Annotated in this window: 11 protein-coding genes; 10 read left to right on the top strand and 1 reads right to left on the bottom strand. The window is 69.8% G+C overall.

The annotated features are described in order from the left end of the window. The first annotated feature begins 134 nt into the window (after positions 1–134). The 9 genes from ABTZ59_RS25010 (at position 135) to ABTZ59_RS24970 (ending at position 10819) form a co-directional block, all read left to right on the top strand. The gene (locus tag ABTZ59_RS25010) at positions 135–560 is read left to right on the top strand and encodes a DUF3499 domain-containing protein (protein ID WP_351415566.1); all 426 of its coding nucleotides are present in this window, start codon (positions 135–137) and stop codon (positions 558–560) included. Between the two features lie 279 nt (positions 561–839). Next, positions 840–2456, top strand: a complete 1617-nt coding sequence (locus ABTZ59_RS25005) for an L-lactate permease (RefSeq protein ID WP_351415561.1) — start codon at positions 840–842, stop codon at positions 2454–2456. A 194-nt stretch (positions 2457–2650) separates the two neighbouring features. After that, positions 2651–4015 carry a phosphomannomutase/phosphoglucomutase gene (locus ABTZ59_RS25000; protein ID WP_503003584.1) on the top strand — a complete coding sequence of 455 codons (1365 nt, stop codon included), beginning with the start codon at positions 2651–2653 and terminating at the stop codon, positions 4013–4015. 290 nt (positions 4016–4305) lie between these two features. Further along, entirely contained in the window at positions 4306–4488 is a 183-nt protein-coding gene (locus ABTZ59_RS24995) for a Trm112 family protein (RefSeq protein ID WP_351415551.1), read from the top strand. A 75-nt stretch (positions 4489–4563) separates the two neighbouring features. Beyond that, entirely contained in the window at positions 4564–5832 is a 1269-nt protein-coding gene (locus ABTZ59_RS24990; protein WP_351415544.1) for an SIS domain-containing protein, read from the top strand. 227 nt (positions 5833–6059) lie between these two features. After that, positions 6060–7229, top strand: coding sequence for a mannose-6-phosphate isomerase, class I (gene manA / locus ABTZ59_RS24985; protein ID WP_351415539.1), 1170 nt, complete (start codon positions 6060–6062; stop codon positions 7227–7229). A gap of 88 nt (positions 7230–7317) precedes the next feature. After that, positions 7318–8295 (top strand): cation diffusion facilitator family transporter, encoded by a 978-nt coding sequence (locus tag ABTZ59_RS24980; protein ID WP_351415535.1) that lies wholly within the window; start codon positions 7318–7320, stop codon positions 8293–8295. A 294-nt stretch (positions 8296–8589) separates the two neighbouring features. Next, positions 8590–10047, top strand: coding sequence for an adenosylhomocysteinase (gene ahcY / locus ABTZ59_RS24975; RefSeq protein ID WP_351415529.1), 1458 nt, complete (start codon positions 8590–8592; stop codon positions 10045–10047). A 157-nt stretch (positions 10048–10204) separates the two neighbouring features. Then, the gene (locus tag ABTZ59_RS24970) at positions 10205–10819 is read left to right on the top strand and encodes a hypothetical protein (RefSeq protein WP_351415522.1); all 615 of its coding nucleotides are present in this window, start codon (positions 10205–10207) and stop codon (positions 10817–10819) included. Positions 10820–10838: 19 nt separating this feature from the next. Here ABTZ59_RS24970 and ABTZ59_RS24965 read toward each other — a convergent pair whose 3' ends face one another. After that, on the bottom strand, positions 10839–11843 hold the full coding sequence (locus ABTZ59_RS24965; protein WP_351415517.1) for an RDD family protein: 1005 nt from the start codon (positions 11841–11843) through the stop codon (positions 10839–10841). 158 nt (positions 11844–12001) lie between these two features. Between ABTZ59_RS24965 and ABTZ59_RS24960 the strand changes: the two genes are divergently transcribed. Continuing rightward, positions 12002–13009, top strand: coding sequence for a stage II sporulation protein M (locus ABTZ59_RS24960; RefSeq protein WP_351415512.1), 1008 nt, complete (start codon positions 12002–12004; stop codon positions 13007–13009). Positions 13010–13407: the final 398 nt, after the last annotated feature.

Below are 13407 nucleotides of genomic sequence, written 5' to 3'. Positions count from 1 at the left end.
ACGGCTTTTGTCCCAAGTCGTGACCGTGTAACGGAGTGTCGCCGTTCGGTCACTCCTCTTTCCATGCAGGTCAGGGCAGTTACTTCCGGCCAAGTTGAGTGGGATATCGCGCCGCGACACGGGGGAGTGACCTGGTGGAGAGTCGTCGCGGCCCGCTCAAGAGTGCGGTACCGTCCAACATCGTGAGCCCTGTACGTCGCTGTTCGCGCACCGCGTGCGGCCGCCCTGCTGTCGCGACACTGACGTACGTCTATGCCGATTCGACCGCGGTCCTCGGCCCGCTCGCCACCTACGCCGAGCCCCATTGCTACGACCTGTGTGCGGAACACAGCGAGCGGCTGACCGCTCCGCGTGGCTGGGAGGTCGTCCGTCTGACGGACGGCTCGGCCCCTGCGCGCCCCAGCGGTGACGATCTGGAGGCGCTCGCGAACGCCGTACGCGAAGCCGCACGTCCGCAGGAGCGCGCGGCGGGGGGCGGTGGCAACGGTGCGCGCGGGGCGGATCCGACCGAGGCCGGGCGCCGGGGGCATCTGCGGGTGCTGCGCTCTCCTGAGCCCTGAGCCCTGAGTTCTGCGCCCTGAGCTCTGCGCCTGCTGGGTTCCGGCCCCGCTGACCCTCTGGTCCTGGGTCTCGGGGCCCGAGTCTCGGGTCCTGGTTGAGTCCCCCGTGGTGAGTCCCGGGCCCTGAGTCCTGAGTCCTGAGTTTCGGGCTCGTCGTCTCATCGACATCTTTTCCGGTACAGATCCTGTACGGACCATTGACCTCGCCTTGGCATGGACACGAGCATTCCCCCACCCGTGAGAGATCAGTTTCCGTATCGCGGAATCCGGAGGACTGTCGTGTACGTACAGCAACTGGAACCCGTCGCCGACTCGCTCGCCCTCTCCGCCCTCGTCGCCGCCCTCCCGCTGGCCACCGTACTGATCCTGCTCGGTGCCGTCCGCATGAAAGCCCACCGCGCGGGGGTCATCGGTCTCGCCGTCGCCGTGCTGGTGGGCTGGATCGTCTTCGGTATGCCCCTCGGCCAGACCCTCTCGGCCGGTGCCCAGGGAGCGCTCTTCGGGCTCTTCCCGATCATGTGGATCGTCGTCAACGCCCTCTGGGTGTACCGGATGACGGTCCGTACGCAGCACTTCGACATCCTGCGGCGGTCCTTCGGGCGGCTCTCCGACGACCCCCGTATCCAGGCACTCGTCATCGCCTTCTGCTTCGGCGCGCTGCTCGAAGCGCTCGCGGGCTTCGGGGCGCCGGTGGCCATCTGTTCGGTGATGCTGGTGGCGCTCGGCTTCTCGCCGGTCAAGGCCGCCGTCGTCTCGCTCGTCGCCAACACCGCGCCCGTGGCGTTCGGCGCGATGGGCACCCCCGTGGTGACGCTCGCGCAGGTCACCGATCTGCCGCTGGACACCGTCGCGTCGGTCGTCGGCCGGCAGACCCCGCTGCTCGCGCTCGTCGTACCGCTCGTACTGGTCTGGCTCGTCGACGGCCGACGGGGGCTGCGCGAGACCTGGTTGCCCGCGCTGGCGTGCGGAATCGCCTTTGCCGTCGCGCAGTTCGCCGCCGCCAACTACGTCTCCGCCCAACTCGCCGACATCGGCGCCGCGCTGGCCGGAGCGGCGGCGCTGGTGGCCGTACCCTCGGCCCGCAGGCCCGCGGCGGAGCCGGTGCGTGCCGCGGTGCTCACGGGCGTACGGAGCGAGGACCTGGACCGCGAGGACCCGCGCCCCGAAGTGCTGCGCGCCTACGCTCCCTACGCACTGATCGTGCTGATCTTCTCCGTCGCCCAGATCCCGCCGGTCAAGGAGGCGCTGGCGAAGGCGACGAGGGTGTTCGACTGGCCGTTCCTCGATGCCGCGGACCCGGACGGGAACCGCGTGGGCGCCAACCTCTTCTCCCTGCCACTCGTCGCGACCGGGGGCACGCTCGTACTGCTCGCGGGACTCTTCACGGCCATTGTGCTCGGCGTACGCGCGGGGGACGCGGCGCGGGAGTGGGCCGCGACCGTGTACGAACTTCGGTACGCGATCCTCACCGTCACCTCCGTACTGGCCCTCGCGTACGTCATGAATCTCTCCGGACAGGCGGGCACCATCGGCCACTTCGTCGCCGCGGCGGGCGCGGGACTCGCGTTCCTCTCGCCGATTCTGGGGTGGTTCGGCGTCGCGGTCTCGGGCTCGGACACGTCGGCCAACGCTCTCTTCGGCGCGCTCCAGGTGACGGCGGCGGCCCAGTCCGGCCTGTCGCCCGAACTGCTCGCCGCGGCGAACAGTTCCGGGGGCGTTCTCGGCAAGATGATCTCGCCACAGAACCTGACGATCGCGTGCGCGGCGGTCGGACTCGCGGGCAAGGAAGGGGATCTGCTGCGGAAGGTACTGCCCTGGAGCCTGGTGCTGTTGCTGGTGATGTGTCTCATCGTGCTGGGGCAGAGCACCGCGGTGCTGGGGTGGATGCTTCCCTGAGGTGCTGACGGCCTTGCACCTTGGGCCGTGGGCCGTGAGGTCCTTGGGCGCGTCGCCGACGTTTGTCGCCGAGGTTTAGTGACTTACGACTGTCCGCCGGACCGCCGACAGGTCGTCGGCGGGTAGTTTGAACCGACCGCATCGGATCGCGGCGCGGGCCCCGGGGACCGCGGTGACAGGAACTTCTGGAGGCGTTGGCCGTGGCCGATTTGTCGCAACTCGTGAAGGCGTACGACGTGCGAGGGGTGTACCCGGATCAACTGGACGACCGTCTCGCGGAACTCTTCGGCGCCGCCTTCGTCGAGGTCACCGGCGCCGAGGCGATCGTGATCGGCCATGACATGCGGCCCTCCTCGCCCGGTCTGGCGTCGAGCTTCGCCCGGGGCGCCGTCTCGCGCGGAGCCGACGCCACAATCATCGGGCTGTGCTCAACCGACCAGCTGTACTACGCGTCGGGGGACATGGACCTGCCGGGCGCGATGTTCACCGCCTCGCACAACCCCGCCCAGTACAACGGCATCAAGATGTGCCGGGCCGGCGCGGCGCCCGTCGGCCAGGACACGGGGCTCGCGGAGATCCGCGCGCTGGTCGAGGGCTGGCTGACGGACGGCGCCCCGGCCTCGGTCACCAAGCCGGGACACCTCGGGCAGCGGGACACACTCACCGACTACGCCGCGTATCTGCTGTCCCTGGTCGATGTCTCGGCGATCCGCCCGCTGAAGGTCGTCGTGGACGCGGGCAACGGCATGGGCGGGCACACCGTCCCGACGGTCTTCGCGGATCTGCCGCTCGATGTGGTGCCGATGTACTTCGAGCTCGACGGCACGTTCCCGAACCACGAGGCCAACCCGCTGGACCCGAAGAACATCGTGGACCTCCAGGCCCGTGTCCTGGCCGAGGGCGCCGACCTGGGACTCGCCTTCGACGGCGACGCCGACCGCTGCTTCGTCGTCGACGAGCGGGGCCACGGCGTCTCCCCGTCGGCGATCACCGCCCTGGTCGCGGCGCGCGAGCTGGCCAAGTACCCCGGCGGCACGATCATCCACAACCTGATCACCTCCTGGTCGGTCCCCGAAGTCGTCAGGGAACACGGCGGCACGCCCGTGCGCACCCGCGTCGGACACTCCTTCATCAAGCAGGAGATGGCCGCCAGGGGAGCGGTCTTCGGGGGCGAGCACTCCGCGCACTACTACTTCCGCGACTTCTGGAACGCCGACACGGGCATGCTCGCCGCGCTCCATGTCCTGGCGGCGCTCGGCGGCCAGCAAGGGCCGCTGTCCGAACTGGTCGCCTCGTACGACCGCTACGCGGGCTCCGGCGAGATCAACTCCACGGTCGACGACCAGGCTGCCCGTACGGCGGCGGTACGCGCGGCCTTCGCCTCCCGCGAGGGCGTCACGTTCGACGAACTCGACGGGCTGACGGTGACGGCGGCGGACTGGTGGTTCAACCTGCGTGCCTCCAACACGGAGCCGCTGCTGCGTCTGAACGTCGAGGCGCGCGACGAGGCGACGATGGAGCGGGTGAGGGACGAGGCGCTGGCGCTGATCCGCGCGTAGGCCGCCGCCCGCCCGACCGCGTGTCCCCGGCGGTCAGTCCTTCAGTCCTTGGCGGTCAGTCCCCGTCGGCGCGTCCTCAGGCGTCGGACTTCTGCGGTCTGCGGTCTGCGGCCTGCCGTTTGCGGTCTGCGGTCTGCCGTCCGCCGTCGGGCTCGGTCTTGGGGGAGGGGGGCGCGTCCGTTTCCCCCGTCCCGGATCGCGCCGGGCGCACGCCGGGCGGTCCCCGCCGGACAGCACCCGGCGGTACGCTGACATGGCCCGATCCACCCGCACGAAGGGACCTCCTCCCCATGCCGCTCGAAGCCGGCCTTCTACAGATCCTCGCCTGTCCGGCCTGTCACGCGCCGCTCAGCGACCGCACCGCGGCCGAGACCCCCGAGCTGATCTGCACCGGCGAGGACTGCGGCCTGGCCTATCCGGTACGGGACGACATCCCGGTCCTCCTCGTCGACGAGGCACGCCGCCCCGCCTGACCAAGCAAGCGCTGCCCACAACGCCCCGCGCCCCGTGCCCGCGAGGCCCGCGCCCGGCGATCGGAGGCCCATCCCATGCTCGACGAGTCGTTGCTCGACGCTCCCGACGCCCTGGCGCGAGCCGACCGCGACGGTCTGCTGCGCGGCGCCGCGGAGGCCGGAGCGCGCGTGCGCACCGCTCTCCGGCACACCGCGGAGGCCGGTATCGCCGGACTCGCACCGGAAGGCCGCCCGCGTGCCGTGCTGATCGCCGGTTCCGGCGCCGCCGCGACCGGCGTCGCCGATCTGATCACCGCGCTCACCGCGAACGCCGCGCCTGTCACCCGGCTCCGCCCCACCGGCGTCGCCGCCGCGGCGGGTGCGTTGCGCTGGGCGCTCCCGGGGTGGGCGGGCCCCGTGGACCTGCTGCTGATCACCACCACGGAGGGCAGCGAGCCCGGCCTCTCCCTGCTCGCCGAGCAGGCGTACCGCCGCGGCTGTACGGTCGTCGCCGTCGCCCCGCGCCAGTCGCCCCTGAGCGAGATCGTCGGCGGGACGCACGGACTGATGGTCCCGATGGCGACAGCACCGAACGGCCAGTACGGACAGGAAGGCCAGTACGGACAGGACGGCCAGAACGGGCAGGACGGCTCGTACGGACAGTACGGCGCGTACGGACAGTCCGTTGAGCCCGGCCCGTACGGACGCGACGGCTCCGATGAGTGGTCCGAACCCGAAGGGACGCCGGCAACAGACCCCGGCGCGCTCTGGGCCCTGCTCGTCCCGCTGCTCGCGCTGCTGGACCGCGTCGGGCTGCTCACCGCGCCGGCCGAGACCCTTCAACTGGTCGCCGACCGGCTGGACCGTACCGCCGAACGCTGCGGCCCGGCCATCGCGACGTACAGCAACCCGGCCAAGACCCTCGCCGCGGAGTTGGCCGACAGCCTCCCGCTGATCTGGACGGAGGGCCCGGCCGCCGCCCCCACGGGGCGCCGCTTCGCCGCCGTACTGGCCGAACTGACCGGCCGCCCCGCCCTCGCCGCAGAGCTGCCCGAAGCCCTCACGGCACACGGCGCGCTGCTGGCCGGTCACTTCGCGGGCGGCGCCGCCGACCCCGACGACTTCTTCCGCGACCGGGTCGAGGAGCCCCAGGCATGGCGCGCCCGTGTCATCCTGCTCCGGGACCGGCCGGCCGGCGGACTGACCGCGGCCCCCGCAGCCCGCGAACTCGCGCTCGGCCATGACACTGCCATCAGCGAGCTGGAGCCCGAGGAGGGCAGCGAGCTGGAGAGCATGGCCGAGCTGCTCGCCGTCACCGACTTCGCCACGGTCTATCTCGCCCTCGCCGGGGCCGCCCCCGAGTAAGCCGAACCCGGCCCCGCGCAACCCTGACCCGAACCTGGTCCCGGATCCGGAACCGAACTCGAACCCGAACCTGGTCCCGGACCAGGGCCAGGACCAGGACCCGAGCCCGGAACCGGACCCCACCCGGACCTGGATCCGCCCTCGCCTTCACCACACCTTCACCGTCGCCACATCTGTGCGCCACCGCGTGTCGTCGCTCCGTCACCCCGTACAAGAAAGCTCACCCCATGGACCGCCTCTCCAACACTGTGCGCCCCTACGCCTGGGGCTCGACGACCGCCATCCCGGAGCTGCTCGGCACCGCTCCCACGGGCGAGCCCCAGGCCGAGATGTGGATGGGCGCCCACCCCGGAGCCCCGTCCCGTCTCGATCGAGGGCATGACTCCGGTGAACAGGCGCTCTCCGCCGTCATCGACGCCGACCCCGAGGCGGAACTAGGCGCGGCCACGGTCCGGAAGTTCGGCCCCCGACTGCCGTTCCTGCTCAAGCTTCTGGCCGCCGGCTCCCCTCTCTCCCTCCAGGTCCACCCCAACCTCGCCCAGGCGAAGGAGGGGTACGAGGTGGAGGAGCGGCGCGGTGTCCCGATCGACGCGCCCCACCGCAACTACAAGGACGCCAACCACAAGCCCGAACTGATCTGCGCGCTCACCCCCTTCGACGGCATGTGCGGCTTCCGCGCCCCGGAGGCGAGCGCCGAACTGCTCGCGCGGCTGGACGTCGACTCACTCAAGCCGTACGTCGACCTCCTGCGCGCCCACCCCGAAGAGGCCGCGCTGCGCGAGGTGCTGACCGCCGTCCTCACCGCCGATCCGGACGAGATGGCCGCCACTGTCACCGAGGTCGCCGCGGCGGCGGACCGGCTCGGCGGGGACTACGCCCCGTACGCGTCGATCGCCCACCACTACCCGGGCGACCCCGGGGTCATCGCCGCCATGCTGCTCAACTACGTACAGCTCCAGCCGGGCGAGGCGCTTTTCCTCGGGGCGGGCGTCCCGCACGCCTATCTCAATGGTCTCGGCGTCGAGATCATGGCCAACTCCGACAACGTCCTGCGCTGCGGACTCACCCCCAAGCACGTGGACGTGCCCGAGCTGCTCCGTATCGTCCGCTTCGAGGCGACCGACTCCGGCGTCCTGCGCCCGGAGGCGTCGCCCTCGGGCGAGGAGCTGTACGAGACGCCCATCGACGAGTTCAGGCTCTCCCGCTACACCCTCGCGCCCGGTGCCGAGCCGCGCGACCTGACCGCCGCGACGCCCCAGATCCTGCTCTGCACGGCGGGCACGCCGCAGGCGAACGACATCGAGCTCGCTCCCGGCGGTTCAGTCTTCGTCGCGGCGGGCGAGAAGGCCGAACTGTCCGGTACGGGCACGGTGTTCCGGGCCACAGTGGCGGTCTGATGTACCGGCCGTCCCGGCGGCTGCAACAATGTCCCGCCGTACCGCGGCGCCAGGGCCGCGCCACCGATGAAGGGACACCTCGCACCCAATGAGCGCGTCAGGCGGAACCAAGGCGATCGTGGCGGCGCTCAGCGCCAACTTCGCGATCGCAGTAGCCAAGTTCGTGGCGTTCCTCTTCAGTGGTTCGTCCTCGATGCTCGCGGAGAGCGTGCACTCCGTCGCGGACGCGGGCAACCAGGGGCTACTGCTTCTCGGCGGCAAGAAGGCGAAGCGCGAGGCGACCCCGCAGCACCCCTTCGGCTATGGCCGTGAGCGCTACATCTATGCCTTCCTCGTCTCCATCGTGCTGTTCTCGGTCGGTGGCATGTTCGCCATCTACGAGGGCTACGAGAAGATCAAGCACCCCCACGAGATCGAGGCCTGGTACTGGCCGGTGGGCGTGCTCGTCTTCGCGATCATCGCGGAGGCGTTCTCGTTCCGTACGGCCATCAAGGAGTCCAACCTCACGCGCGGCTCGCTCTCCTGGACGCAGTTCGTCCGCCGCTCCAAGGCCCCCGAACTCCCCGTCGTGCTCCTGGAAGACCTCGGCGCGCTCGTCGGTCTTGTTCTCGCCCTGGCCGGTGTGGGGCTCGCCCTGGGGACGGGCAACGGCGTCTGGGACGGCGTCGGCACCCTCTGCATCGGTGTCCTCCTCATTCTCATCGCGCTGGTACTGGCGGTCGAGACGAAGTCCCTCCTCCTCGGCGAGGCCGCGGGCACCGAAGAGGTCGAGAAGATCAAGAACGCCATCGTCGACGGTGATGTGGTGACCGGCATCATCCACATGCGCACGCTTCACCTCGGCCCCGAGGAGCTGCTGGTCGCCGCCAAGATCGCGGTCGAGCACAACGACACGGCCGGCGAGGTCGCCCAGGCGATCAACGCCGCCGAGGCCCGGATCCGCGAGGCGGTCCCGATCGCCCGGGTGATCTATCTGGAGCCGGACATCTACAGCGAGTCGGCCGCCGCAGCGGGCACCAACCCCGCCAAGGACCACGGCGATCCGACCGCCAGTACCACCCACTGAGTCAAGACCCTCTTTCCTCCTTACCCTCCTTGTCTCACCTCTCTCCCTCCTGCTGATCCCTTCATGATCCATTTTCCGTTCGGCTGTGGGCCCGTGGGCCGGTCGGTGTAGATTCGTCTGAAGAGCCAGACGTCGCTGCTGATGGCGGTCGGGCGGCCCGCGGATGCGGACCGGCCGAGGGAGAGAGGGCCTCCGACGGACTGGGCTGCGGGGCCCCGGGCATTCGTATGCCCGCCGCCGCAGAGCCAGCCGCATGTACTCACCCTCGACCCGATTTACGAGGAGCAGCTCGTTATGACGACTGTCGCCAACCGACAGGACTTCAAGGTCGCCGATCTCTCGCTCGCCGAGTTCGGCCGCAAGGAGATCACCCTCGCCGAGCACGAGATGCCCGGCCTGATGTCGATCCGCAAGGAGTACGCGGACGCCCAGCCGCTGGCCGGCGCCCGTATCACCGGCTCCCTGCACATGACCGTCCAGACCGCGGTGCTCATCGAGACCCTGACGGCCCTCGGTGCCGAGGTCCGCTGGGCCTCCTGCAACATCTTCTCCACCCAGGACCACGCCGCGGCCGCCATCGCGGTCGGCCCCGAGGGCACCGTCGACAACCCCCAGGGTGTCCCGGTCTTCGCCTGGAAGGGCGAGACGCTGGAGGAGTACTGGTGGTGCACGGAGCAGGCTCTGACGTGGCCGAACACGCCCACCGGCGGCCCGAACATGATCCTCGACGACGGTGGTGACGCCACCCTCCTGGTGCACAAGGGCGTCGAGTTCGAGAAGGCCGGCGCGGCCCCCGACCCGGCCACCGCGGACAGCGAGGAGTACAGCTACATCCTCCGTCTGCTGAACCGCACCCTCTCCGAGAACCCGCAGAAGTGGACCCGTCTGGCGTCCGAGATCCGCGGTGTCACGGAAGAGACCACCACCGGCGTGCACCGGCTGTACGAGATGCACCGCGACGGCAGCCTCCTCTTCCCGGCGATCAACGTCAACGACGCGGTCACCAAGTCCAAGTTCGACAACAAGTACGGCTGCCGCCACTCTCTGATCGACGGCATCAACCGCGCCACCGACGTCCTCATCGGCGGCAAGGTCGCGGTCGTCTTCGGCTACGGCGACGTCGGCAAGGGCTGCGCGGAGTCGCTGCGCGGCCAGGGCGCCCGCGTGATCATCACGGAGATCGACCCGATCTGCGCCCTCCAGGCGGCGATGGACGGCTACCAGGTCTCCACGCTCCACGATGTCGTCGGGATCGCCGACATCTTCGTGACCACCACGGGCAACAAGGACATCATCATGGCCTCGGACATGGCCAAGATGAAGCACCAGGCGATCGTCGGCAACATCGGTCACTTCGACAACGAGATCGACATGGCCGGCCTCGCCAAGATCGACGGCATCGTCAAGGACGAGGTCAAGCCGCAGGTCCACACCTGGACCTTCCCGGACGGCAAGACGCTCATCGTCCTGTCCGAGGGCCGCCTGCTGAACCTGGGCAACGCGACCGGCCACCCGTCCTTCGTGATGTCCAACTCGTTCGCGGACCAGACGCTGGCCCAGATCGAGCTGTTCACCAAGCCGGAGGAGTACCCCACCGATGTCTATGTGCTCCCCAAGCACCTGGACGAGAAGGTCGCCCGCCTCCACCTCGACGCGCTCGGTGTGAAGCTGACGACGCTCCGCCCGGAGCAGGCCGCCTACATCGGCGTCAAGGTCGAGGGCCCGTACAAGCCCGACCACTACCGCTACTGACACACCTCTGTAGCTGCCTGTAGCTGCCTGTAGGTATCTCCGCGGTAGTACCCCGTTGTAACGGAACAGGCCCCCGCACCCCCGTGTCGGGGGCCTGTTCCGTACGCGGCGAGGAAGAGTGTCAGACGCCGAGGCTCCGAAGGACCGGAAAGACCCCATGCCCCGCGGCCGTTATTCGCTCCATGATCCGCACGATCACACTCCTCTCGGTGACGAACACTTCCACTGCGCGCCCGGCCCCTCCGGCTGGCGCTATGTCTCCCAGATCACCACTCCCTCCGGCGAGCATTCCGGCTCCGTCGATCTGGCCCTCGACGAGCTCGGCCGCCCCATCCGTCTTCAACTCCACGCCGCGAGCTGGCAGATCCGTGGCGCCGCACTCGACGGCGTCACGTGGGTCCGCACCGACCCCACCGGCACCCATGCCACCGAAGGCAACGTCCGTGCCCACGCCTTCACCGGCACCTCCCCCGCGTTCCTCGTCGCGACCGCGCGACTTCTGCGTCTCACCCCCGGCTCCCCCGCGACCCGCGTACGTCTTGTCGCCTTCACGGATCCCGTTCTCGCTCCCCGTACTCTCGATCAGTCCTGGGCCCTGGTGAACAGTGAAGCGCACGGCACTGACAACGGACCCCTGACGGTGGACGAGTACCAGGTCAGCGCCCTGGACACGGGTGAGCAGCACACGATCCACCTCGCTGGCGACGTGGTGCTCTCGGCCCCCGGCATCGAGCTCGAAGACCTGGAAGCCCCGCCGTCCGTCCTGCCCTGACGCGGGCCCTGCCCGATGCCTAAGCCGGCGGGGCGAACCCGGTGGCCGGATGCGCCCCGGCTTCGGACGGCGCGGATGCGGGGGACGGAACCGGTGCGGGGGCCGGGGTCGGTGCGGGCGACGCGGCCTGGAAAGACGGAGCCTGGAAAAAAGACGGGGCCTGGAAGGGGGCGGGTGCGGTGCCCTCGTCCGGGACCGGAAACGCCACCGGAAGGGCGACAGGGGCCGGGCCCTGGGCGGAAAGCGGGATCGGGCCGGAAGAGGCACCGAAGGCCCGTCGGGCGTCCCGTGCCTGCCGCTCATGCACGACGGCGGCCAGATAGGCGCCGGCGGGGATCCCTTGCGGTACCGGAGCTCCGGTGCGCGCCGCCAGCTCACCCGCGAGCCGCTCGGCCATCGACCGGCCCACCTCGGCGTCGAGCTGCCCCATCCGCGTCAGGTACTGGCGTATGGCGAGCCACAGATCGTCCGGCACGGCGGACAGGTCCAGCTCCGCGAACCGTCCCACGAGCCACGGCGGAGGCGGCGGGGCCATGGCCGGGTGCGTCACCGGCACCCGTTCCCGTACGACAAGGGTCCCGGCGAAGACATCCCCGACCCGCCGGCCCCGCGCCGAGACCAGCGACGCGATACAGGCGATGACGCCGAACGACAGCAGGATCTCCACGACCCCGATCGCCCCGCGCACGAGCGCGTGCCGGAACCGGACCGGCCCGCCGTCGTCCCGTACCACGCGCAGTCCGCAGGCCAGCTTCCCCAGAGAACGCCCATGGCTGAGGGTCTCCACGGCGATCGGACCGCCCACCAGGACCAGCAGAAACGTCGCGATGGACAGGGCCATGACCGCCGCCTCGTCCAGGGAGCCGGCCGCGAGAGCGATTCCGACCGACACCAGCAGATAGGCCGTCCAGGCGACCACCATGTCGATCGCAAGCGCCAGCGCCCGGCTCGGCAGCCTCGCCGGGCGCACCCCGAGTACGACCGCGTCGCCCGTCACAAGCTCATTCACCGGTTCCCCACCCATCGCCGGACCTTCTCTGCCCCTGAAGTCCTCAGTCTGCCAAGCTGGCCCGCAGCGCGTCGCGGCAGAGGCAGTGGTAGTGGCAATGGCCGTGGCTGCGGTGCGCTGGCCGCGCAGTAGTACGGACCGTACGCACCCAGTGCCTGGAGCAGTAGCCGACCATGGACCTCGATGTCTTCGTGACAGCCCACCGCGCCGAGTGGGACCGCCTGGATCATCTCCTGCACCGCGGGCGCCGCCTCACCGGAGCAGAGGCCGATGAACTCGTCGCCCTCTACCAGCGCACCGCCACCCATCTCTCGCTGATCCAGTCCACCGCCCCGGACCCGGCGCTCACCACGCGCCTCACCCAGCTCGTGGCCCGAGCCCGGGCCACGGTCACCGGAGCCCGCCGGGCCACCTGGCGCGACGCCGCGCGCTTCCTCACGGCCGGCTTTCCCGCGGCCGTCTACCGTTCCCGCCACTGGTGGATCCCGACGGCGATCCTCTCCACTCTCCTGGCGGCCCTCATCGGCTGGTGGATCGGAGCCCACCCCGAGGTCCAGTCCGCGATCGCCGCCCCGGACGAACTGCGCCGGATGACCCGGCCCGGCGGCGAGTACGAGACGTACTACTCAAGCCATCCGGCGGCGTCCTTCGCGGCCCAGGTCTGGACGAACAACGCCCAGGCAGCGGCCATGTGCCTCGTCCTGGGCGCCTTCCTCTGTCTCCCGGTCATCTGGGTTCTCTTCGTCAACGTCCTCAACCTGGGAGTGGGCGTCGGCCTGATGTCCTCGGCCGGCCGCCTCGACATCTTCCTGGGGCTGGTCCTCCCGCACGGCCTGCTCGAACTCACAGCGGTCTTCGTCGCCGCGGGCACGGGTCTCCGGCTCGGCTGGACACTGATCGATCCGGGCCCGTTCAGCCGTCGCACCGCCATGGCCCAGCAAGGCCGCGCCGCACTCGGCATGGCCATCGGCCTGGCACTCGTCCTCTTCGTGTCAGGCCTGATAGAGGGCTTCGTGACCCCGTCCGGCCTGCCCACTTGGGCCCGGATCGCCATCGGCGTGGCGGCTGAGGTGGCCTTCCTCGCCTACGTCTACATCCTTGGCGGACGGGCCGTACGGTCGGGGCAGACGGGTGACGTGGAAGCCGCGGACCGCAGCGCCGAGCTTCCAGTCGCGGCCTGATGTGCGTATCGCGCCCGACACCTGTTAGTCTCCTCTTCGCCCCACAACAACCGTTGACACGGTTGACGTGGGGAGGTAGATTTGAACGGTTGCCTCGAAGTAGGACATACGTCGAGAGCAGTTGATCATTTCTATGTGGCTCGCGATGGGAATCGAATTCCTGCGCAGCTCTTTCGATTCGACATCCAGATCACCAGGGCCGATCAGATCGGCCTGAATGCTTCTGCTAAAGTCGGGTCAGCCGAAAGGCATAAGGCCAGTCCGCAGGCCATCGGAATTCACGGTGCAGAACACGCCGAATGAATCTGATAGAGTCGGAATCGCTGGAAAGGGAAACGCGAAAGCGGGAACCTGGAAAGCGGCCCCGCTCCGACGGGGAATCGGACACGAAAGAGTCT

This window comes from Streptomyces sp. NPDC094034 (assembly GCF_040303865.1).
Taxonomy (GTDB): Bacteria; Actinomycetota; Actinomycetes; order Streptomycetales; family Streptomycetaceae; genus Streptomyces.
This window is presented reverse-complemented; position numbering and strand designations above follow the sequence as displayed.

Bases quoted from the DNA above. Each gene is read 5' to 3' on its own strand.
- ABTZ59_RS24980 (WP_351415535.1), top strand. From the start codon at position 7,318: ATGAGCGCGTCAGGCGGAACCAAGGCGATCGTGGCGGCGCTCAGCGCC.
- ahcY (WP_351415529.1), top strand. From the start codon at position 8,590: ATGACGACTGTCGCCAACCGACAGGACTTCAAGGTCGCCGATCTCTCG.
- ABTZ59_RS24970 (WP_351415522.1), top strand. From the start codon at position 10,205: ATGCCCCGCGGCCGTTATTCGCTCCATGATCCGCACGATCACACTCCT.
- ABTZ59_RS24995 (WP_351415551.1), top strand. From the start codon at position 4,306: ATGCCGCTCGAAGCCGGCCTTCTACAGATCCTCGCCTGTCCGGCCTGT.
- ABTZ59_RS24990 (WP_351415544.1), top strand. From the start codon at position 4,564: ATGCTCGACGAGTCGTTGCTCGACGCTCCCGACGCCCTGGCGCGAGCC.
- ABTZ59_RS24960 (WP_351415512.1), top strand. From the start codon at position 12,002: ATGGACCTCGATGTCTTCGTGACAGCCCACCGCGCCGAGTGGGACCGC.
- ABTZ59_RS24965 (WP_351415517.1), bottom strand. From the start codon at position 11,843: ATGGGTGGGGAACCGGTGAATGAGCTTGTGACGGGCGACGCGGTCGTA.
- manA (WP_351415539.1), top strand. From the start codon at position 6,060: ATGGACCGCCTCTCCAACACTGTGCGCCCCTACGCCTGGGGCTCGACG.